The sequence below is a fragment of the Clostridium muellerianum genome, assembly GCF_012926525.1.
Classification (GTDB): domain Bacteria; phylum Bacillota; class Clostridia; order Clostridiales; family Clostridiaceae; genus Clostridium_AM; species Clostridium_AM muellerianum.
Map to the genome: position 1 here is coordinate 276,762 of NZ_JABBNI010000025.1, position 22,537 is coordinate 299,298.

Below are 22,537 nucleotides of genomic sequence, written 5' to 3' on the forward strand. Positions count from 1 at the left end.
ATTTTTACAAACTTTCAACTATTATTTTATAATTTTCGATTAATTATGTCAATATGTTTTTTATATATTCCATTTCAATATTTTATTTATTTTTACGCTGCCACCTCTAGCAAAAAACTTTATACCAGTACTATTTTTTTCAGGATAAATTCTAGCCGAAAAAACTTCTTCACCATCATTTACAAATATCTCTATAGAAGAAGTATCCATGAAAATATTCAATTTCAATTTTTCACAAAAATCTACTTTACACTTTCTTATGCCTTTATAACCTTTTCCACTATTATCTCTATCTAGTATAAACTTATCATCATTTAAATTATATGATAATGTAGTATATTCCTTGTTATCCTCTGAACACCTTACCTTTATACCCATTTCCTCTAAATTGCTTATTTCATTTAATTCAAATTCCACATAAAGCTCTAAAACATCCCCTTGAATATTTTCAAGCTGAATTTCTTCATTATCTATTATTATATCATTATATGAAATTTCTTCTTTTCTAAGTAATTTCATTTCTTCTACAGGGTTTTGATACAATTTCTCACCTTTAAGTTGTAATACTCTTGGAATAGTCATTGTATGTAGCCATCCATGTTGTACTGTAGGATGTTCATCTCTGTCTGGAAGTCCCATCCATGCTATTAAAATTCTTCTTCCCTTATCATCTATAGTTGTTTGTGGCGCATAAAATTCAAATCCTCTATCTAATTCTACAAACTTTCCATGATCCATTTTTCCTGTATCATAATTCAATTTTCCTATAAAATATCCTGATTGATATATATTATTATATAAATCACCTTTTGCCTCTAACCCTTGAGGACAGGTTATTAAAACATCTTTACCGTCTAAATGAAAAAGATCAGGACATTCACACATATATCCAAGGTTTCCTAAGCCATTTATATTTGAACCTGTTACTTCTCCTATAAGATCCCATTTCTTTAAGTTTTCCGATTTAAATAATAAAACTCTTCCTTCCATTTTTGTAGTTTGAGTGCCCAATACTGCATACCACAACTCTTCATTTTTCCAAACCTTAGGATCTCTAAAATGTCTGGTATATCCTGATGGTTGATTACTGATTACTGGATTATTTTCATACTTTTCAAAATTTATGCCATCCTTACTAAAAGCTAAACATTGATAAGTTTCTCTATTTTCTTCTTTATCTTTAACATTTCCAGTATACATAATAGTTAAAACACCATTATTATTAACTGCACTGCCAGAATAACACCCATGAGTTTCATACCAATTGCTTGGAATCAATGCTATAGAAGCATCTCTCCAATGAACTAAATCTTTACTTTTAACATGTCCCCAATGCTTTGATGCATGTTTAGTACCAAAAGGATTTAATTGATAAAACAAATGATATTCACCATTTATACATATAAAACCATTAGGATCATTTAAAAGTCCTGCTGGAGGCATTATATGATATTTTAGTCTGTAATAATCAGATTCTACTATTGGCTCCATCTTTTTCATACTTTCATAAGCCTTTTTTAATAATTGTTCATTTCTATCTATATTCATATTTAAATCACTATTCCTTTGTATTCTATTAACCTTAGATTTAAAAATATTTAATTATAGTTTTTCTATTTCTTTTAATGTTGGTAGCGCTGCTATAGCTCCTAACTTTGTACATACAATAGCTCCTACCTTATTTGCAAAACCAGTTATTTCCTCAATTTTATCAAATCTTTCTATTAAAGACTTAGGATCTTCAAGTTTAGCTGTTTTATATAAGAATGCTCCAACAAAAGCATCTCCCGCACCTGTAGAATCTATAGATTTTATTTTTATACTACTAACTGTAGTGCATAATTTCCCATTTGATATTAAAGTACCTTCTTTGCCTAAAGTTACAGCTACAATTTTAGCTCCTAACTTATGAAATATCTCTAGACCTTTATTTAAATCATCTGTTCCTGATATAATTTTTATTTCCTCATCACTTACCTTTACAAAATCAGCATACTTCATACAGAATTTAGATACCTCTATAAATTCTGTATCCCTTCCTTTCCACAAATCTACTCTATAATTAGGATCAAAAGCTATAAATATATTTTCTTTTTTAGAAACTTCCATAATTTTTAAATAAGTTTCTTTTGATTTTCCCCCAAGAAGTGCTGTAGCAGATCCAAAATGTATTATCTTTGAAGCCTTTATTTTTTGCTCTTCTAATTCTTCATATTTTAATAATCCATCTGCACCTCTATTGAATATAAAATCTCTTTCCCCATCAGATTTTAAAGAAACAAAAGCTAAAGTAGTATTTGAATTCTCATCCATAATTAACATAGAGGTATCTACATTTACCTGATCTAAAGTATCCTTTAAAAACACTCCAAAAGCATCTTTTCCAACTTTGCCTGCAAATAAAGCCTTTCCACCTAACTTAGCTATAGCTGCTGTAACGTTAGCAGGTGCTCCCCCTGCTTTTTTAACAAAATTACTTCCTTCAGATAATGTAGAATTAACATCCGAACAGATAAAATCAATAAGTAGTTCACCTACACATAATATACTATTATTCATATTTTATCTTTAGTGAGAGCTTGTATAATAAGTCTCAAACTCTCACTAAAACTCACTTCCCTTCTTTAATACCTTTTATGATTCTGCGGACATTGATCCAATGTTCCAAAAATTACATATCCATGCTTTAAGCCTTATTACTTCCTACCAATATAAATTCATCATTTAATTCTATTTTTCCTTTTTTTATTCCTTTTACAAACTTGAAATTATCAGTATTAGTTACAACTACAGAAGTTATAGACGATTTTGCTTTTTCTTTTACTAAATCCAAATCTACTTCTAATAATTTATCTCCAGCTTTAACATAATCACCACTTTTTGCAAAAGCTTTAAAACCTTCTCCATTCATTTTTACTGTATCTATTCCCACATGAATTAATACTTCAATACCAGATTTACCTTCTATAGCTACAGCATGTTTTGTTTCAAATAAATGTGCTATTTTCCCTTCAATAGGTGATACAACTATACCATCTTCAGGATCTATAGCCATACCTTCACCTAATAATTTTGCTGCAAAAGTTTTGTCTGGCACTTCTGTCAAATCTATTGATTTTCCATTCATTGGAGCTACTAATTTTTCAATGCTATCTACATTATTAATAATTTCTTCTTCTACTTCTTCATTATCATCATTCTTATTACTTTTTACTTCAACTTCATCTTTAAAGCCAATTACTATAGTTACAATGAAAGCTCCTACAAAGGCTAAGACTAAACCTATTAAATAATTAATTATTGATCCTTGTTTTACAATAGCAGTTCCTGGAATGCCTGTAACTCCCACTGCAGTCATAGCTACTTTAGTAAATACTACATAAGCACCTCCTATTGCACCTCCTACAGCTGCTGCAATAAATGGTTTTCCAAATCTTAAATTTACTCCAAATATAGCAGGTTCTGTAATTCCCAGTAAACAGGATAATGATGCTGGAACTGCAATAGATTTTATTTTTTCGTTTTTCGTTTTAAAGTACACTGCTAAAGCTGCTCCACCTTGTGCTACATTTGCCATAGACCAAATTGGTAATAAAAAGTTCTTACCAATGTGTGGATTAGCTAAAAGTCCTGCTTCAATAGCATGGAAGCTATGATGTACTCCTGTTATTACTATAGTAGAATATAATCCTCCGAGTACAATACCTGCGAAAAATCCTGCTCCATTATATAAAGATTGAAGTCCTAATGATATTCCATCACCGATAAATCTTCCTGCCGGTCCTATAACAAACATTGAGAAAAATGCACTAATCATTAAAGTTAAAAATGGAGTTACAAGTATATCTAATACATTGGGAATTACTTTTCTAAGTGATCTTTCTATATATCCCATTACCCAGACTGCTATAAGTATAGGTAAAACGGTTCCTTGATATCCTACCATACTAAGATGTAAACCAAAAATTGTTATACTGTTTTTTATACCTTCACCTAGTGTCCATGCATTTTGCAAACTAGGATGAATCATAATTGCACCTAAAGCTGCTGCTAAAAATGGATTTGTATTAAATTCTTTAGCTGCACTAAAAGCTATTAGAACTGGTAAAAATACAAAAGCTGCATTGGAGAACATATCCAAAAGTACAAACATACCACTTTTTGAATTTATCCATCCAAAAGTACTGCACATCCCTAAAACACCCATTAAAAGTCCACTAGCTACTATGGCTGGTATTATAGGAACAAATATGTTAGATAAGACTCTAGCAAACTTTTGCAATGGATTCATATTTTTCATAGCTGCCTTTTTTGCTTCTCCCATGCTAGATTTTGAAATATTTGTACCTGATACTAAAGCATCATAAACTTTATTTACAGCTCCCTGACCTATAATTATCTGAAGCTGACCTGCACTTTCAAAAACACCTTTAACTTCTTCCATAGCTTCCAATTTACTTTTATTAGCTTTTTTATTGTCTTTTAAAACTAAACGTAACCTTGTAGAACAATGAGCTGCACTTTCAATATTTTTTTCTCCACCAACTAATGGTAAAATTTCTTTTGCTAATTTATTATAATCCATATTAATTTTCCTCCTTACATGTTTAATAAATAACATCAAATTTGGCGCCTACAATTTAATGTTTTAATTTTAAATTTAATATAAAAAAACCTAAATTGATTAAAATACATTTAAACTTAAATTTAGCTTAAATATATATTAATTCAATCTAGGTTTTGCCTGACAACAGTAACAATCCTAATCTATTAATTTTTTAAAGCAGATATTACTCTCTGCAAATGTAAACTTAGATAAACTATTTCTCCATCACTTACCATATAATCATAATTCTTTTCTATATATGCTTTAATTTTTAAAGTACAATTATAAGCATCTTTATAATTTTCTTTTACTAATTTTAAAAATGAAACCTCTTCTTCTGATAAATGCTTTTTACTCATAACTCTTTGAGCAAAATATTTTAAATGTGTGACTAATCTATCATAGGAAATATCCTCTTCTACAAATTCTATAGTAAAATAATATTTAATTATATTTAGTATATCTTGTATTATAGAAGTTATATTCATAGTATTGGCCATATTTTGTCCTATAGTTGCATTAATTAAATGTAAAGCTATGAATCCAGCTTCATCTTCTTTCATTTCAATATTTAATTCATCTTTTATAAATTTTAAAGCCCAAAGCCCAATCTCATATTCCTTTTTATGAATTCTTTGTATTTCCCAAAGCAAATGATTTTCTATATATATGCCTGATATTGATCTTTTTATAGCAAAAGCTAAATGGTCTGTTAAAGCTACATATATATGATCATCTAGTTTATTATCTAAAACTTCTCTTGCATGACTTATTAGCTTTTCAGACACTTTTATGTATTCAAGTGGTATTTCATTTATAAGCTTTTGAAACTTTACATTTTCATTTTTATTTTCTATAGAAAATACTTTCTCAATTTTTGACTCATCTAAATTTTCTCCAATATTTTTTTTAAAAGCAATCCCTCTACCCATGATAACTTTTTCTAAACCAGTAGTTTCATCTATGATAGTAACTACATTATTATTCAGTATCTTTTTTATTACCATATGTATCACTCCACTATTAAAGTATACTGTATGTATCAAATGATTTTATTTTATAAAATAATAAAACCTAAATTAAAACAAACAAAAACATGTTTACTTTAATTTAGGTTTTGCCTGCATAACCAGTAACAATCCTCAATTAACTTATTATAGATTGATGATAACATTTTCACTGAAGCTTGTCAATACTAGTTGCTATAATTTTTTACTAAAATATTGCGAAGCTTTGCTTCGCAATATGCTTACTTTGTAAATAATCTATTTTAAAACTTTAAATATGTGTTTCCATCTAATGGTATTAAAACTTGCAATTTAGGTTCTCTACTTACTAAACCTACTGCATAAATAGTGTAAAACCTATTAGGTCTAAATCTAGTATTAGGTAAAAGTAATACTTTTTTATCTGTACCTGCTACTCTTACCTGGAAATTATAATTTCCTGGACGAATTTCTTTATATCTAGTAACTTCACCATAAGAAACATCTTTAAAAATTATATCTCCATTTGACAGAGTAATGTCTACTGCAGGAGCTCCTGGAGATAGATGAACAAATCTAACTTTAGTTCTTCCTGGTCTTAAAGGTTCTAAAGTATCTTCTATGGCTTTCAAGTCTAAATTAGGCATTATACCTATTGCAGCTAAAGTAAGTATTTTACTTTCAGGTATAATTAAATCACTGCTTATTAATGGATTATTTTTAGTACCTCTTCTAAAAACCTCAACTTTATGCTTTCCTGATGATACCTTTATATAATTTGAAAAACCTTTAAATCTAACATTTGATACTATAATAGTATTGTCAACATAAACATCTACTGTTGGTGCATCTGGTGCTGCATGAAAAACTCTAATGTATGAGTATGGTGGTCCCTGTCTAAAGAACCTATTGTAGTAAGGACAAAATAGCATTAAAATCACCTTTTAACATTATTACACTTTAATATTATATGCCATTATGATTTTTTTGTTATCAAAAACAAAGTCTAATTATAAAATTAAATATAATTGCTAATATACTAAAATCTGAATCAGCATAACAAGTTCTCATAAGTCCTATATGTGGTTTTAATATAGGTAGTAGAAATATGGGTAATATAGTAATAATTATTCCATGTACAAATGAAGATATTACGGCTCCCTTTTTTCCTGAAACAGAATATCCAAAAATACTAGCAGTACCACCAGAAAATAAATGGGCAGTAACAGCTGGAACAACTATGATAGTTTTAAGATTTATTTGAATAAAAAATGTTATTATCCCTGCTAAAAGACTACATATAAAACCCAGCATCACCATTTCAGGCTTGTATACAAAAAATACAGCTGCATCCATAGCTGGTTTAGCATTAGATATAATTTTTTCTGCAATTCCTTTAAAAGAATACAATATTTCATCTGTCATCATTCTAACACCTAAAACTATTAGATAAAAAGAAACAGTGAAATTCATACTATATTTAAAGGCTATGTATAACTTATTTGTTTCTCCTGTAAAATCATTTAAAAAACCCTTGTCTACATTTATTATAGCTAAAAAGTATATTATAAACATGCTTACTGCCATAAGCACATTACTATCCCTCATAAATGAAATTTTATTTTTTCTTTTTTCTATTTTGTCAGACTTTTTGAATAAGAAGGCACACATTCCTCCAACAATACAAGCAAAACTTCCAAAATGAGCTAACCCTATATCATCTCTTTTTGATACTTTTTTAATAAATGTTGACGTAATAAAAGGTAATATACTCATGAAAATTCCTAAATACGCTCCTGCTAATATAACAGATGCTTTTGAATTCTTATTGTTAATTAATATAGCCAGCATCCCTGCCATATAAAAAATATAATATCCATTTAAGAAAATATACTTTATTTTTGTAAATTTACATATGATGATGTTAACTGTCATAGCAATAAGCATTATAAAAAATACATTTTTTCCATTAGTATTACCTGTTATATTTATCATAGTTTCATTACTTGGAATAATATCAAATGCCTGCACTGATCTTCTTATAATAAGACTGAGCACACCTAATGTATTTGTAGCCATAGTAGCTCCAAAATTTATTATTGTATATCCCATGCTTACTTTTATTAAAGAAACAATTATAGTTTTAAAGTTTTTTCTTTGTACTATAAGACCTAATGCAACAATGATTACTAGAAACACATCACTTTTCATTAAAGTCTCCATATTTAAAAACCTCTACTCTTCAAGAAACCATCAAGTTTGGTTTTTAGTTCGTCTTCATCCATCAAATCTAAAAGTTCTATTTTATTTATTTGTTTTTTATCTACTGTGAAATTTATGTCTTCTGAACATATGTAAACATCCGCTTCATAAAATTCTGCTGTAGTAACATCACATCGCATAATATTATATTTTATATTTTTATTTTGAAAATATTTTTTTGCATTACATTCTATTATAAAACTGCTTCCAAGCCCAAGGCTGCATACTACCACTATGTCAATCACTACAATTACCTCCAATTTTCAAGCTATATTTGTAAAACAAATTCTTAATTTTAATGCGCAGCTTCTTTTTTAACTAAATTCATAATATTGTTCATAAAATCCTTTTCAGTATCACACTTGAGTAGAGATCTTAAATTCTCTCTATGATTAAAAACAGTTACGATTTCCTCTAAAGCTTTTAAATGACTTTTATTATCTTTGGTTGCAAATGCTATTATTACTTTAACTGGATCATGATTTTTATGTCCAAAACACAAGGGTTCCTTTAATGTAATAATAGAAAATCCTGTATCTAATGCTCCATCTTCTGGTCTTCCATGTGGAAGCGCTATGCCATTTGATATAACAATATAAGGTCCATTTTTGCCTTTTTTTTCAATAGACTTTACAAGACTATCCACATAATTTTCATTTACAATCCCCTTATCCAAAAGTAATTTTCCACAATATTTTACAGCTTCCTTTGCAGAAGAAAATTCTCCTTTTGTTAAAACTAAATCTTCATTTAATAAGTCATCTATATGGAGTATTTTTTCTTTATAATCTCCAAACATATGTTGAGTTAGTTCTTTCCTAAGTTTATCTACATCTTTTATGATACAATTACTGCTTATTATTTTCATTAAAGTATCAATATCTCCTTCATTTCTTCTAACTTTAGGATTAAAAATTTTTGAAAGTTTAACCTTATCATCATCATTAATTAAAGGATTTACTACTATAATTGGAACATTAGCTTCCTTTATAGCCACAGTACTTATAACATAATCTATATCAAAGGTATTTCTTGATATAAACTCATTATAAGAAAGTATGTCTACTATTTCTATATCTTCATAATTATTCTTTAACTTACTAGCTAAAAGTTTAGAAGTTCCAATGCCTGTAGAACATACTACCATAACTCTTTTTTGAGTTGTAAATCCTTTATTCATTTTTTCCAAAGCTGCGCCAAAATGTAGACATATATAAGATATTTCATCCTCCATAAACTTTATGTTAAATTGTTCTTCAACATATTTGCAAACTTTCACTGTAGCTTTAAATATTAACGGATAACAATTTTTTATATCTTCTTTTAAATTATTTTTTATAAATATATTATACTTCATTCTATTTATAGCTGGAATTAAATGAACAAATAACCCACTTACAATTTCACTGTGATTACTAAATTTAGTGCATATCTCTTTTTCAAAAGCTTCCACCATAGCACCTGTACACTTCATAAGTTTGCTTCTTTCTGAAACACTAATAAAAATATCATCTTCAAGAAATTTTACAGGATTAGCACCTAAAAAATGCATTGTAATCCAAACTATTTCTGTTTTAGGTATAACTACATCATACTTTTCCGAAATATCCATACAATACTTTTTGGCTTCTTCATATTCAAAGGTTTCAGCCAAATAATCCATTTTTTCTAATTCTATGTCTACGAAAAATCTCTGCTGAACTCTTTTTACCATTATACAAGTATTTATTAGCATATTATAAAAAGCTACATCAGAACAGGTAACTTTTCTCTGCAATAGATATTTTCTAAGTATTTCCCATATATATTTTATATCTATACCATAAAAATAATTTTTTATCATTAAATCATCCATATTTTTAGGATTTAATATTCCCTGCATTTTTGAATAGTCATAGCTTTCTAACATAATATCATATATTAATCTTCTTTTAGCTATTTCTTTACCTACAAAGTATATTCCTTTATTTCTCTTTTTAACAAGCTTTATATCCTTCTCCAATAAATATTCTTCAACTTCATATAAATATTTAGATACAGTAGCCTTGCTAACTCCTGTAAATTCTGAAAGTTCAAGTAATGTTCTAGAATAATGACTTTTTAAAAGATATAGTATAAGTCTGTTTTTATTACTAAATCCTAAGTAATTTTTATATATAGCTTCTTTTCTTGCAATAGTATCCAATTGCCTCCTTGTAAGACAAATTTTAATACCTAGTCCATATTTTCTTTTAAGTTCAGGCATATTATTCTTTTTAAGAATATATTCTATGTTATCTAAAGCGTATCTTACCATTCTCTCACTTATATCTGACTGTTTAGCTATGTCTTTAATTGTTAAAAAATCATCCACATGTATCATATAATTCAATATTTTATATTCTACGTCTTTAATCACCTTATCACCTACTATTTCAATTATACAATATATTTTTAAATTTATCATTAAGGCATATGAAAGAAAATAGCAAGTCAAAGATGTTAGTATATTTTGCCATGGACAAGTAAACAGGTTCCGCTGATAGTTGTTCTATCAAAGGGTTCTGTTGACGCAGTATAACGCAAAATATACTAACATACTGACTTGTTATTTTCTTTCATATGCCTAATACAAAAAAAGACCAATAAGGTCTTTTTCTGCGGTCGTAATTTATAATTTTATCCCTTTGGGATTATATGAATGATACTTGGATTTATATCCAAATAAACATTTTCATCTTCTTTATAGACTTTTTTATTTGCTGGATCATAATCTAAAACTTTCACAGCTAATCCTTCATAAGTTACTACATAATCTTGATAAGCCCCCATAAATACTGAAGTCTTAACATTAACCTTTACATTGCCTTCATCTGAAAGTTTCAATGCTTCTGGTCTCATTACTACTTTAACTTCATCATTTACTTTCACATTAGCATCTGTTTTTACAATAAAATTAGTATTAAATAGTTCTACAGAAACTCCATCTTTAGTGACTTCTTTAACCTTAGCACTAAATATATTTGCAACTCCTATAAAATCAGCTACAAACTCTGAAGCAGGTTTCTTATAAATTTCCTGAGGAGTTCCTATTTGCTCTATTACACCTTTATTCATTATAATAACTCTATCTGACATACTCATAGCTTCTGCTTGATCATGAGTTACATATACACTGGTAATTCCTATTTTCTTTTGTATTTTTCTTATTTCTGTTCTCATGTATACTCTAAGCTTTGCATCTAAGTTTGATAATGGCTCGTCAAACAACAGTACTGATGGCTGCATTACAAGTGCTCTAGCTAGTGCAACTCTTTGCTGTTGTCCACCTGAAAGTTGATTTGGAGCCCTTTTAGCTAACCCCTCAAGCCCTACTAAACTAAGTATATTTTCTACATTTCTTTTAATATCAGCTGTTGGAAGTTTCTTTATCCTAAGTCCATAAGCTACATTTTCAAATATATTTAGGTGAGGAAACAAAGCATAGGTTTGAAAAACCATTGCAGTATCCCTCTTATCTGGAGTCAAACTGTTAACTTTATCTTCTCCTATATATATATCACCACTAGTAGGAACTTCAAATCCTGCAATCATTCTTAGTGTTGTAGTTTTACCACATCCTGAAGGCCCTAAAAGTGTAACAAATTCTCCAGGTTTTATATCTACACACACATTATCTACTGCAGTAAAAGTTTTTCCATCGTCACCTTTATATATTTTAACTATATTCTTTAATTTAACATATTTTGAACTCATATTACCCCTCCTATGCCTCTCTAGTTGAAGTAGTTATTCCAATTTTACTAAGTAAAAATTTCATTATTCCAACAACTATAAGTACTATAATTATAAGTATAGTTGAATATCCTGCTGCAACTCCAATTCTTCCCACATCCACCTGTGACATTATGGTTACTGTTAAAAGGTTGTAATTTGCAGATACAAGGAATATAACTGCACTTACAGCTGTCATACTTCTTACAAAGCTGTATACAAGTCCACTAAAAAATGCGGATTTTATAAGAGGTATTGTAACTGAAGTAAACACCTTAAATGAATTAGCACCTAAATCTTGAGCTGCTTCTTCTATGGCTGAATCAATTTGTTGGAGAGATGCAACACCAGATCTTATGCCTACAGGCATACTTCTAAATATAAATGCTAGAATTATTATAATAGAAGTTCCTGTTAAAATAAGAGGTTCTTTATTATAAGCTAGTATATATCCCATACCTATAGCTGTACCTGGTACTGCCATAGAAAGCATAGATACAAATTCTACCGCTCTTCTTCCTAAAAATTTCTTTTTTACTATTAAGAAAGCTATTATCATACCTAAAATTCCTGTTATAGGCATTGCTATCAATGATAATATAGTGGTATCTATTATAGGTTTCACTCCTAATGATGTAATATATTTATAGTGCTTGAGAGTTGGTGTATAGTCTATACCCCAAAGATTTACAAAAGAACCGTAAGGTATTAATACATATAGAACCATTATAAATATACAAATTGCAAAACAAAGCCCTTGTACTGGAACAGTTATAGACTTTTCTGTAATATAATCTCTTTGTCTTGAAGGCTTTCCTGTTACAGTTACATATGATTTATTTCCTACCCAATACTTTTGAACAACAAACATCAATATAGATATTGAAAGTAGTATAGTAGCTAATGCTGTACCACCTTTTAAATCATAATTTCCCATGGCTTGCAGGTAAGTTTTAGCAGCCAAAGTTGTAAAGTTTCCTCCAATAACCATGGCATTTCCAAAATCAGCCACACTCTGTATAAATACAAGCAAGAAAGCATTAGCTATTCCTGGTTTCAAAAGTGGAAGTGTTATAGTTTTAAATATATACCCTCTAGAAGCTCCCATATTCCTTGCTGCTTCTTCATAAGATGGATCTATTTGCTTTAATAATCCTGCTAGTACTAAATATGCTACTGGAAAAAAGGTTAATATTTGAACTGTAGCAAGTCCTGTAAATCCATATATATTAGCATTTTTCATGTGAAGTATATTATAAGTTATAAATCCTCTTTGTCCAAAAAGCATTATGAAAGACATCGCTAATGCAAATGGAGGAGATACTATAGGTAAAATAGTAAGTATGCTAAACATTTTTTTAAACTTAATCTTTATATATGCATCAGCATAAGCAAATAGAAAACCTATCGCTGTTGATACTAGGCTAACGAAAATCCCCAATATCAAAGTGTTTGCAAGAACCTTTTTAGTTTCTGTTTGACTTAAAACTTGTTTATAATATTTTAATGTAATAGAACCGTTTTGGGTTAAAAAACTTTCCTTGAAAACATCATATAATGGCCAAACTATAAAAATTAAAAGTGATAAAATAACTAAAATTATTGTAGTTAAAAGTATAGGATCCCTAAATATCTTTTTTGCGTCATCTATTTCTGTTTTAAAACCATTTTTCATACCATCACCTCGTTTTAAATTGGAAATGGGAAATTGGAAATGAATGTAGTTTTTACTTCATTCCCAACTTCATGTTATTTGATTGCATTATTCCATTTTTCTACTAATTCATTTTTGTGAGATCCTGCCCATTCAAGTTTATAATCTATTAGTTTTGCATCTTTTAATTCTTCAGCTTGTTTTGGTGGGTTGGCTTTAGGATTAGTTAAAAACTGGTATGAACCTACTGTTTGTCCAATTTCTTGTGCTTTTTTAGTTAAACACCAATCAACAAACTTCTTAGCTAATTCTTGATTTGGCCCACCTTTTACAATACCTACTGCACCTATTTCATAGCCTGTCCCTTCACTTGGTGTAGATAATACTATATCTTTCATTCCTTCTTCTCTATATTTTATTGCATCGTGAAGGAATGTAATTCCTACTATTGCTTCACCTTGTCCAACCATTCTTCCTGGAGCTGTTCCTGACTTTTGATATGATTTAATTTGTCCATTTAACTTTTTCATATACTCCATACCTTTTTCTTCTCCCATAATCTGTACAACGGTAGCAAGAAATGTATATGCTGTTCCTGATGAACCTGGATTAGCTGCTACTATTTGTCCTTTAAATTCAGGTTTTAGTAGATCTTGCCAACTCTTAGGAGCTTCAACCCCTTTTTCTGCAAGTAATTTTTTATTAGATACAATTCCTAAATATCCTTTATATATTCCTGTCCAATATCCTTCTTTGTCCTTAAACTGATCAGGAATTTCTTTTGCATTTGGTGATACATATTTTTCAAGAAGCCCTTCTTTTTGAGCTTGTATAAATCCATCTGCTGGACCTCCAAACCAAACTGAAGCCTTTGGATTTTCTTTTTCAGCCTTTATCCTTCCCATTATTTCACCAGAACTCATTCTAACAGCTTCTACTTTTATTCCAGTTTCACTTTGAAATTGTTTAGTTGCTGCTACCATATGATCTTCCATAAGTCCACAATAAACTGTAAGTTTTTGATCTTTTCCCTGTGCATTAGTTGCTTCAGAACTTTTTGACCCACATCCTGCAAATAATCCTACAGTTAAAGTTACAGCCATTAGCATAGAAAATGTTTTTTTTAATTTTAGCATGTAAAAATCCCCCCTATTAACTTTAAGTTCATTTTATCACAACTTTTAACTTGTAAAATATTAAATATTGTAAAAGCAAATGTGCAAAATTTATGCTTTTTAGCAAAAAAATAAAGAAGCTATTTCATTCTAAGACTTAAGTAAAAAAGTATTTCTTACAAATAAGATACACCCTTAGCCTAAAAATCACTTCATAGCTTCTTTATTTATTCTTATGTTAAAAATTCATTTTTAATCAATAAATCTACTTAGAGGGAGCTTATTCCTCCACTAAGTATAGATAAACTTATTACATTATTTTTACGCTTATAACTTCCTCTATAGATGCTAGGTGTTTAATAATTTCCGATTTTCTTATATGTCTTGGTATTAATATGGTATATAAACTCTTCATAAATCCTTCTTCACCATCTACTTCTTCAATTAAAAACTCAATATTTTTTATTTTTATATTTTTTCCTTCAAAATACCCATTAACCATTTGTACCATTCCCTGCTTATCGATATATTCTACTTCTAACTTTACTAGATTAGCTTTGTCTATAAATTTAGATTCAAACTTTTTCAAACTAACTAGTGCAATAACTACAGCAACAGTTGATAAAATACTTAATACATAATAACCTAATCCCACTGCAAGACCAATGCATGCAACTACCCATAAACTAGCAGCTGTAGTAAGCCCTTTTACCGAACCCTTCTCATGCAGTATTGTACCAGCACCTAAAAAACCGACTCCACTTACTACTTGCGCTCCTATTCTTCCTATATCTGCTTTTAAAGCACTGCCCAATTGTGGGTTTTTCACTATCATTTCAACAGTTTTTTCAACATCATATAATTGTATCATGGATATTACACAAGCACCTATACATACAAGTATGTGAGTTCTAAAACCTGCTGGCCTGTTTTTGTACTCCCTTTCATAACCTATTAATCCTCCAATAATTATAGCCAATAATAATCTAGCTACAACTTCATAAATCTTCATTAAATCTACTTCCTAACTCATTTATAAATTTTCCTCTTATTATAACAAACTATAAATTATTATAACATAGTAACTTATTACAAATAAATTTAAAAACCTTTTTATTTTAATTATTTTATTATTGAATACATTTTATAACACAAATATAATAATGTTAAAAATATTTTTATTATACTTATTTATTAAAATACTTTAAAAAAATTTAATTAGTTACAAGAAGGAATTTATACTGAAAAGAAAGTTTGTTATAGCTTTGAATTGTTTAGATGGAAAAGTACAAACATCTATAATTGATTTTATGAAAGAAAATAAATCTTAGAAGAAAGAACTTATCTAGGGCGCATATCATCCGTAACACTTCCATCTAAAAAAATGATAGTGTTACGGAGTGATAGCAATCAAATAAAGCCCAAGTGAATCTGTGATTTATTTTACAAATTATTATGTAGTAGTTCAATAATTTTGCGTAAATCTGATATCGCAATCTGTCCTGGAGCAGAAACCTTTTTAGCCGCACCAAAGGTTATATCAGAACCAAATATTTCACCTGATATTCTACTTACAATACCTTTTCCGGCCATAGACATTGTTATAATAGGCACATTAGCATACTTTTCTCTCATTATGCGTGTTGCATCCAATAATATAATAACATCTTCACTACAATTAGGCATCACTGCTATTTTAGCAATATCACCACCTAATTCTTGAGCTTTTCTAAGCCTTGATATTATCTCTTCTTTTTCTGGTGTTTTATTAAAGTCATGATTTGAAATAATAACTGCTGCATTATTTTCATGAGCTAATTTAATTAATTCTTTTATATCTTTTTCTGTATTGAACAATTCAATATCAATGATATCCACAAGCTTCGCTCTAGCAATTGATTTATTCAATTTAATATAAAATTCTGTGCTAACTTCTTTCTCTCCACCCTCTTTAACACTACGGAATGTAAAAATTATAGGTTTGCAGGGTAATATTATTTTGATATTATTTAATATTTCTTTTACCTTATCTATATTAGTAACATTATCAAAAAAATCTGCTCTCCATTCTACAATGTCAAAATCTAAATTCTTAAGAAAATTAGTTTCTTCAATAATTTGTGATATGTCTTTACCTACTATAGGAACACAAATTTTAGGCTTTCCTTCACCAATTACAACATTTTTAACCGCAACTATTTCTTTCATTGATGTTCACCTCTTTAAAATTTAGGAAGCTATAAAATGAGTATTATTCTTAAATTATAATTTTCAATATTTTTTGTACAATATCTTCTATTTTTTCATCATTTATAATCCAAAAATCACAATACTTTTTATAAAGTTCATATCGTTCATCAAAAATATCGTATAATTTTCCAGGGCCTTGTTTTAAAAGAGGCCTATTTGATATATTTACATCTTGTACAATGTTTTTTATAGGCCTATCTATAAAAATTATAATACCATTTTTCTTAAGATCCTTTATGTTTAAATAATTTTTTACTGCTCCACCACCAGTAGATATTATAACTGATTTTTCTATACTTAATTCAGAAACTGCCTGTCTTTCCAATTTCCTAAAATATTCTTCTCCATGTTTAAATATTTCAGGTATACTTTGCTTAGCAACATCTTCTATATAGTCATCTGTATCAATAAACTTAACTTTTAATCTTTCACTTAACATTTTACCTATAGTTGTTTTCCCACTGCCTGGCATACCAATTAACACTATATTTCTGCTTAACATATGCATAATACCTTTCTCTTTTATTTGCCACTTATTTGTATACTTTACTTACATTTTTTCATATATCTGCTTTATAATTTCTTCACTAATTTTTCTTTCCTGCCATATTTCCTGAGAAGCTGCAGCTTGAGCAACTAACATATAAAGTCCATTTACAGTTTTAGCTCCAGTTTCTCTAGCTTCTTTTAAAAAAATAGTTTCTTTAGGATTGTATATCAGGTCCACTGCTGATGAAAATTTACTTAATATACTTCTATTTACTGGTGAGTATTCTACTTTAGGATACATCCCGCAGGGAGTACAATTTATAATAATGTCTGTGTTTTTTAATTTATTCATATCTTCATAAGATATAATATTAAAATTTTTTACTTGCTTCATAGCATTTTCAGGATTTCTGCTTACATATACAACATCCTTTACTCCATTATCTAATAAGTAATGCAGCACTGCTTTTGAAGCTCCACCTGTACCTAATATAACAGCATTTTTATTATAAATATCTATTTTTCCATTCTTTAAAGATTCTCCAAAGCCGTAATAATCTGTATTATATCCTATAATTCCATTTTCTTTAAAAGCTATGGTATTAACAGCACCTATTTTTTCTGCTTCTTTAGATATGCTGTCTAAATACTGCATAATTTCTACTTTGTAAGGTATTGTTACATTTACACCTTTGGCTCCAAGAGCCTTTAATCCAATTACTGCTTCTTTTAAATCATCATTATTTACTTCAAACAAATTGTATAGTCCCTTTAAATTCAGTTTTTCCAAAATTAAACTGTGTATTTCAGGAGAAAGACTATGCCCTAACCTTTCCCCAATTAATCCATATAAGCTACTCATTTACCTTTAGTTCACCTCACTTTTGTAGTTACCTAAAAACTTAAAATATAAGCTTTCTTCTTCTATATCTCTTAGTGCACTTCTTGTATCTTCATCTAACACATTACCCTGAAAATCTATATAGAAAAAGTACTGCCAGGATTTATCTACAATTGGTCTTGACTCTATTTTCATCATATTTAAATTGTTATCTGAAAAATGCTTTAAAATTTTATACAAGGCCCCTACTTTATGAGATATTGACATAATTACACTTATCTTATCACAATTATCATTATGTTCTTGTTTTCTTCCTATAATTATAAATCTAGTATAATTATTGCTGTTATAATTTATATTTTCTTTTAAAATTTTTAGTCCATAAATCTCCGCTGCCTTTTTACTTGCTACACAAGCTTTATTTTTCAAATTTTCCTTGCTTACATACTCTGCACTTTTAGCAGTATTAAAGTATGGAATTAATCTCCAATCACTGTGAACATCAAAAAATTCTTTGCACTGCAAAAAACCTTGTGTATGTGAGTAAACTTCATTTATATCACAAATTTCAGCATCCTTAGTTCCCATTAAATTATGATCTACCTTTACACATTTCTCACCAACTATATGAAATCCATATTCCCTCATAAGATCGTAAACTTCAGTAATGCCACCTGTTGATGAATTTTCAATAGGTAAAACACCATATTTTATATCACCTTTTTGTACTGCTTCAAAAATATCTTTAAAACTCTTAAAATGCTCTGATTTTACATTGCCACCAAAATACTCATTTACTGCTTGGTGACTAAATGAAGCAGGAACCCCTTGAAAGCCTACTTTAAATTCACTATCTTCATCTACTTTACAATCACAGGATGCCTTAGAGAGTATTTTCTTTTGGGATTCTCTACTTATACTCATTAAATCTTCAAGAAATTCTTTTAAATAGTTTTGTAAGGCTTTATCTTCAACATTTTTCAAATGCTTGTTTATAATTTGATTTTCTCTACTACTATCTAATACTTCCATGTGGTTTTCTATTTTATAATTAGCTACATTAGAAACTACCGACATTCTCTTTTTAAAAAGTTCTACTAACGCTTCATCTATTTCATTAATTTGCTCTCTTAGATAGTTTAAATCTTCCATGTTTATCACTTTCCTTAATCTATAAATTGAATTATTGCTATTGCAGCTGCAGCTTCCACTACTGGAAGGGCTCTAGGTATAATACAAGGATCATGTCTTCCTTTTATCTCTATTTTAGCATTTTCTCTCTTTTGTATGTCCACTGTATTTTGAGTTTTTGCAATAGATGGTGTTGGTTTTATGGCTGTTTTAAATATTAAAGGCATTCCATTTGTAATTCCACCTAAAATACCTCCATTATTATTGCTGTAAGTTCTTATCTTTTCATTTTCAATATAAAATCCATCATTGGCTTCTGAACCCTTCATTTTTGATATATTAAAGCCTTCACCAAATTCTACTCCTTTTACCCCTGGAATAGAAAATAATAAATGTGATAAAACACTTTCTACAGAATCAAAGAAAGGTTCTCCAAGACCTACTGGTAAATTATTTACTGCTGTTTCTATGACCCCACCTAAAGAATCCATCTCTTCCTTAGCTTTTACTATGCTGTTTTTCATATTAATACCTATTTCTTCAGTTAAGACAGGAAATTTACTTTCATTTAAACTTTTTAAGATTTCGTTTTCTATTTCAGTCATATTAAAGCTTACATCTTCTATCTTAGCTATACTTTTTATATGACTTCCAATAAATATACCTTTTTTCTCTAATATTTGTTTACAGATAGCACCTGCAAATACTAAGGGAGCAGTTATCCTTCCTGAAAAGTGGCCCCCTCCTCTATAATCATTAAAACCTTGGTATTTAACATATCCTGTTAAATCCCCATGGGAAGGTCTCATTAAATTCTTGGTTTTTTCATAATCCTTAGAATGTTGATTTTTATTATAAATAATAGCACACAAAGGTGTTCCTGTAGTTCTTCCATTAAAATATCCACTTAATATTTCAAAATTGTCTTCCTCTTTTCTAGGAGTAGCAAGTTCACTTTCTCCTGGAGCTCTTCTTTTCATTTCTTTATTTATATAATCTAAATCTAATTCTATGCCTGGCTTGATACCATCAATATTTATGCCTATAGCTTTTCCATGGGACTCTCCAAAAATAGAAAGCTTTACTTTACTGCCCCAAACTCCACTCATCTATATTACCTCCTAAAGCTCTGAAATGTTGCCAAAAATCTGGGTATGATTTTTTAACACAAGATGCATCTTTTATTATAACAGGCTCACTGCACTTTATAGAAGCTACTGCTAATGCCATAGCTATACGATGATCATTCCAGCTTTGAACCTCTCCACCTTTTAATCTTTCTTTTCCTCTTATTATTAAGCCATCTTCTTTTTCCTCTATATCTGCTCCAAGTCTATTAAGTTCTGTACTTATAGCACTTAATCTATCAGATTCTTTAATTCTAAGTCTAGCTGCATTTACTATTTCTGTAGTTCCTTCGCTCAATGCTGCTAGTGATGTTAATACAGGTACAAGATCTGGACACTGAGAAGCATCTATAATTGTACCCTTTGTTTTAGAAGGCATAGCTTTTACCTTATTTCCTTCTATAGAAATTTTTCCATTCATACTTTCTATTATACTAAGTATAGCCTTATCACCTTGAAGAGAATTTATATCTAATCCCTGGCACACTATATCATTGCCAAGTAATCCTGCTGCAAGCCAAAAAGCTGCTTGAGAATAATCTCCTTCTACTTCACAATCTGATGATTTATAGCTTTGATTTCCTCTTATAATAAATTCCTCATAGTCTCTATTTTCTATTTGTATGCCATACTTTTTAAGCATATCCATAGTTAAATCTACATAAGGTTTTGATTCCAATTCTGTAGTAATTATTATTTTTGAATCTCCATCTAAAAGTGGAAGAGCAAACATTAATCCGCTAATAAATTGAGAACTTATATCTCCTCTAATTTTATATTCACCTGGTTTTAATTTACCTTCTATAGTTAATGGAAGTTTTCCATTAACATTATTATATTTAAGCTTCTGCTCATCAAATATATTATAATAAGATTTTAAAGGTCTCTCTATAAGCTTTCCTTTTCCTTCAAAAGTAAGTTTTTCTCCTGTGGTTGCCCCTATAGGTATTAAAAATCTTAATGTTGATCCAGATTCTAAGCAATCCATCTTTGGATTTATTGGCTTTAATTTTTCTAATCCTTTTACCTCAAGAGAATCTCTTCCTTTTTTAATACTTACACCCAAACTTTTCATTGCTTCACAGGTAGCCTCTACATCCTGTGAAAAAACTACATTAGAAATATTACTAATTCCATTTGAAAGGCCTGCACAAATTACTGCTCTATGGCAGGCACTTTTTGAAGTTGGAATTTTTACTTCTCCACTTAATTTACCTGGGTTAATCATTATATATTTCATAGACTTAGCCCCCTATTTTTAAATATAATTTTCTATTTCGCAAGTAGCTACTTTTTTAATAAAAACTTCACCTATTTTATTTAGAAGAATTAAATTAATATTTTCCCCACTACTTTTCTTATCTAACTTTATTGTATGAAGTACTTTTTCCTTGTCCATTTCTACTCTTTTGTATGGTAATTCATATTTTTTAAGTACCTTTTCTATAAAATTATGAGTACCAATTTTAGTAATATTAAGTTCTTCACTTCTTTTAGTTATTTCAACCATGCCTATAGCCACAGCTTCCCCATGAGTGTATTTAGAATAATTGAAGTATTCTTCTACCGCATGACCTAAAGTATGACCAAAATTTAAAATCATTCTCTCACCCAGGTCCTTTTCATCATGCTCTACTACTTCTCTTTTTATGTTACAACATGTATATATTATTTTTTCTATGTTATCTAAAAGTTCCTCATCATCCTTGTAGCTCATAAGTGTATTAAGTATATTTTCATCTTTTATACAGCCATATTTTATTACTTCTGCCAATCCATCATGCAAAAATCTTTTGTCTAAAGTTTTAAGTAATTCTGGATCTATAAAAACAGCTTTAGGTTGATAAAAGCTTCCTACTAAATTTTTTCCCCAAGGTAAATCCACAGCAACCTTACCACCTATACTACTGTCTACTTGAGCTAAAAGTGATGTAGGTATTTGTATATATGGTACTCCTCTTAAATAAGTAGAAGCTGCAAAACCGCCTAAATCTCCAACTACACCGCCTCCAAAAGTTAATATTAAATCTCCTCTTGTAAGCTTAAAATCAGAAAAATCTTCATATAATTTCTTTAGTGTATCTATAGATTTACTTTTTTCTCCTGGTTTTATAGAAATAATCCTTGTATTAAAATTCTCCTTCTGTATATACCTGTTCAAAGTCTCTATATATAATTTTTCTAAATTTTCATCCGTGATTATAACAATTTTTTTGTTTGCATGATTTTCTTTTAAATAAATTGATATTTTCTCTAAAATATTTTTCTCAATATATATTTTGTAACTATTAGCTTTAAGATTTACTTCAATTATCTTCATAAT

The 22,537-nt window shown here is 29.1% G+C and carries 19 protein-coding genes; all 19 read right to left on the reverse strand.

Going from position 1 to position 22,537, the window contains the following annotated elements; all coding sequences use genetic code 11:
- Nucleotides 1–60: 60 nt before the first annotated feature.
- The 19 genes from HBE96_RS14230 to aroB all read right to left on the reverse strand — a co-directional run bounded on the left by HBE96_RS14230 (nucleotide 61) and on the right by aroB (nucleotide 22,534).
- Nucleotides 61–1,548: a glycoside hydrolase family 32 protein gene (locus tag HBE96_RS14230; RefSeq protein ID WP_206154939.1), complete on the reverse strand. Its 1,488-nt coding sequence runs from the start codon at nucleotides 1,546–1,548 to the stop codon at nucleotides 61–63.
- Nucleotides 1,549–1,602: 54 nt separating this feature from the next.
- Complete coding sequence (locus tag HBE96_RS14235; protein WP_169298393.1) at nucleotides 1,603–2,559, reverse strand: carbohydrate kinase family protein; 957 nt, start codon at nucleotides 2,557–2,559, stop codon at nucleotides 1,603–1,605.
- A gap of 127 nt (nucleotides 2,560–2,686) precedes the next feature.
- Nucleotides 2,687–4,585: a sucrose-specific PTS transporter subunit IIBC gene (locus HBE96_RS14240; RefSeq protein ID WP_169298394.1), complete on the reverse strand. Its 1,899-nt coding sequence runs from the start codon at nucleotides 4,583–4,585 to the stop codon at nucleotides 2,687–2,689.
- Between the two features lie 185 nt (nucleotides 4,586–4,770).
- Entirely contained in the window at nucleotides 4,771–5,613 is an 843-nt protein-coding gene (licT, locus tag HBE96_RS14245) for a BglG family transcription antiterminator LicT (protein ID WP_169298395.1), read from the reverse strand.
- A 263-nt stretch (nucleotides 5,614–5,876) separates the two neighbouring features.
- Nucleotides 5,877–6,524: a DUF4397 domain-containing protein gene (locus HBE96_RS14250; RefSeq protein WP_169298396.1), complete on the reverse strand. Its 648-nt coding sequence runs from the start codon at nucleotides 6,522–6,524 to the stop codon at nucleotides 5,877–5,879.
- A 61-nt stretch (nucleotides 6,525–6,585) separates the two neighbouring features.
- Nucleotides 6,586–7,815, reverse strand: coding sequence for a PTS transporter subunit IIC (locus HBE96_RS14255; protein ID WP_169298397.1), 1,230 nt, complete (start codon nucleotides 7,813–7,815; stop codon nucleotides 6,586–6,588).
- Nucleotides 7,816–7,817: 2 nt separating this feature from the next.
- Nucleotides 7,818–8,099 carry an MtlR transcriptional regulator gene (locus HBE96_RS14260; RefSeq protein ID WP_169298398.1) on the reverse strand — a complete coding sequence of 94 codons (282 nt, stop codon included), beginning with the start codon at nucleotides 8,097–8,099 and terminating at the stop codon, nucleotides 7,818–7,820.
- A 50-nt stretch (nucleotides 8,100–8,149) separates the two neighbouring features.
- Nucleotides 8,150–10,300: a BglG family transcription antiterminator gene (locus HBE96_RS26355; RefSeq protein WP_169298399.1), complete on the reverse strand. Its 2,151-nt coding sequence runs from the start codon at nucleotides 10,298–10,300 to the stop codon at nucleotides 8,150–8,152.
- A gap of 212 nt (nucleotides 10,301–10,512) precedes the next feature.
- Nucleotides 10,513–11,589 (reverse strand): ABC transporter ATP-binding protein, encoded by a 1,077-nt coding sequence (locus tag HBE96_RS14270; RefSeq protein WP_169298400.1) that lies wholly within the window; start codon nucleotides 11,587–11,589, stop codon nucleotides 10,513–10,515.
- Nucleotides 11,590–11,599: 10 nt separating this feature from the next.
- The gene (locus tag HBE96_RS14275) at nucleotides 11,600–13,282 is read right to left on the reverse strand and encodes an ABC transporter permease (RefSeq protein WP_169298401.1); all 1,683 of its coding nucleotides are present in this window, start codon (nucleotides 13,280–13,282) and stop codon (nucleotides 11,600–11,602) included.
- Between the two features lie 74 nt (nucleotides 13,283–13,356).
- Entirely contained in the window at nucleotides 13,357–14,397 is a 1,041-nt protein-coding gene (locus tag HBE96_RS14280; RefSeq protein ID WP_169298402.1) for an ABC transporter substrate-binding protein, read from the reverse strand.
- 289 nt (nucleotides 14,398–14,686) lie between these two features.
- A complete protein-coding gene (locus HBE96_RS14285; protein ID WP_169298403.1) occupies nucleotides 14,687–15,388 on the reverse strand; it encodes an MgtC/SapB family protein in 702 nt (233 codons plus the stop codon).
- 431 nt (nucleotides 15,389–15,819) lie between these two features.
- Nucleotides 15,820–16,584 carry a type I 3-dehydroquinate dehydratase gene (gene aroD, locus HBE96_RS14290; RefSeq protein WP_169298404.1) on the reverse strand — a complete coding sequence of 255 codons (765 nt, stop codon included), beginning with the start codon at nucleotides 16,582–16,584 and terminating at the stop codon, nucleotides 15,820–15,822.
- A 49-nt stretch (nucleotides 16,585–16,633) separates the two neighbouring features.
- Entirely contained in the window at nucleotides 16,634–17,134 is a 501-nt protein-coding gene (locus HBE96_RS14295; protein ID WP_169298405.1) for a shikimate kinase, read from the reverse strand.
- 42 nt (nucleotides 17,135–17,176) lie between these two features.
- On the reverse strand, nucleotides 17,177–17,977 hold the full coding sequence (gene aroE / locus HBE96_RS14300; protein ID WP_169298406.1) for a shikimate dehydrogenase: 801 nt from the start codon (nucleotides 17,975–17,977) through the stop codon (nucleotides 17,177–17,179).
- A 6-nt stretch (nucleotides 17,978–17,983) separates the two neighbouring features.
- Nucleotides 17,984–19,108 carry a chorismate mutase gene (locus tag HBE96_RS14305; protein WP_169298407.1) on the reverse strand — a complete coding sequence of 375 codons (1,125 nt, stop codon included), beginning with the start codon at nucleotides 19,106–19,108 and terminating at the stop codon, nucleotides 17,984–17,986.
- A gap of 14 nt (nucleotides 19,109–19,122) precedes the next feature.
- A complete protein-coding gene (aroC, locus tag HBE96_RS14310) occupies nucleotides 19,123–20,196 on the reverse strand; it encodes a chorismate synthase (protein ID WP_169298408.1) in 1,074 nt (357 codons plus the stop codon).
- The gene (gene aroA, locus HBE96_RS14315; protein WP_169298409.1) at nucleotides 20,174–21,454 is read right to left on the reverse strand and encodes a 3-phosphoshikimate 1-carboxyvinyltransferase; all 1,281 of its coding nucleotides are present in this window, start codon (nucleotides 21,452–21,454) and stop codon (nucleotides 20,174–20,176) included. The genes aroC and aroA overlap by 23 nt, the downstream gene beginning before the upstream one ends.
- Before the next feature lie 18 nt (nucleotides 21,455–21,472).
- The gene (gene aroB / locus HBE96_RS14320; RefSeq protein ID WP_169298410.1) at nucleotides 21,473–22,534 is read right to left on the reverse strand and encodes a 3-dehydroquinate synthase; all 1,062 of its coding nucleotides are present in this window, start codon (nucleotides 22,532–22,534) and stop codon (nucleotides 21,473–21,475) included.
- Nucleotides 22,535–22,537: the final 3 nt, after the last annotated feature.

Excerpts from the sequence above, each read along its gene's own strand:
- aroE (WP_169298406.1), bottom strand. The coding sequence starts at position 17,977 with ATGAGTAGCTTATATGGATTAATTGGGGAAAGGTTAGGGCATAGTCTT.
- HBE96_RS14305 (WP_169298407.1), bottom strand. The coding sequence starts at position 19,108 with ATGGAAGATTTAAACTATCTAAGAGAGCAAATTAATGAAATAGATGAA.
- HBE96_RS14255 (WP_169298397.1), bottom strand. The coding sequence starts at position 7,815 with ATGGAGACTTTAATGAAAAGTGATGTGTTTCTAGTAATCATTGTTGCA.
- HBE96_RS14280 (WP_169298402.1), bottom strand. The coding sequence starts at position 14,397 with ATGCTAAAATTAAAAAAAACATTTTCTATGCTAATGGCTGTAACTTTA.
- HBE96_RS14250 (WP_169298396.1), bottom strand. The coding sequence starts at position 6,524 with ATGCTATTTTGTCCTTACTACAATAGGTTCTTTAGACAGGGACCACCA.
- HBE96_RS14235 (WP_169298393.1), bottom strand. The coding sequence starts at position 2,559 with ATGAATAATAGTATATTATGTGTAGGTGAACTACTTATTGATTTTATC.
- HBE96_RS14275 (WP_169298401.1), bottom strand. The coding sequence starts at position 13,282 with ATGAAAAATGGTTTTAAAACAGAAATAGATGACGCAAAAAAGATATTT.
- aroA (WP_169298409.1), bottom strand. The coding sequence starts at position 21,454 with ATGAAATATATAATGATTAACCCAGGTAAATTAAGTGGAGAAGTAAAA.
- HBE96_RS14270 (WP_169298400.1), bottom strand. The coding sequence starts at position 11,589 with ATGAGTTCAAAATATGTTAAATTAAAGAATATAGTTAAAATATATAAA.
- licT (WP_169298395.1), bottom strand. The coding sequence starts at position 5,613 with ATGGTAATAAAAAAGATACTGAATAATAATGTAGTTACTATCATAGAT.
- HBE96_RS26355 (WP_169298399.1), bottom strand. The coding sequence starts at position 10,300 with ATGATAAATTTAAAAATATATTGTATAATTGAAATAGTAGGTGATAAG.
- HBE96_RS14240 (WP_169298394.1), bottom strand. The coding sequence starts at position 4,585 with ATGGATTATAATAAATTAGCAAAAGAAATTTTACCATTAGTTGGTGGA.
- aroD (WP_169298404.1), bottom strand. The coding sequence starts at position 16,584 with ATGAAAGAAATAGTTGCGGTTAAAAATGTTGTAATTGGTGAAGGAAAG.
- HBE96_RS14295 (WP_169298405.1), bottom strand. The coding sequence starts at position 17,134 with ATGCATATGTTAAGCAGAAATATAGTGTTAATTGGTATGCCAGGCAGT.
- aroC (WP_169298408.1), bottom strand. The coding sequence starts at position 20,196 with ATGAGTGGAGTTTGGGGCAGTAAAGTAAAGCTTTCTATTTTTGGAGAG.
- HBE96_RS14285 (WP_169298403.1), bottom strand. The coding sequence starts at position 15,388 with ATGAAGATTTATGAAGTTGTAGCTAGATTATTATTGGCTATAATTATT.
- aroB (WP_169298410.1), bottom strand. The coding sequence starts at position 22,534 with ATGAAGATAATTGAAGTAAATCTTAAAGCTAATAGTTACAAAATATAT.
- HBE96_RS14230 (WP_206154939.1), bottom strand. The coding sequence starts at position 1,548 with ATGAATATAGATAGAAATGAACAATTATTAAAAAAGGCTTATGAAAGT.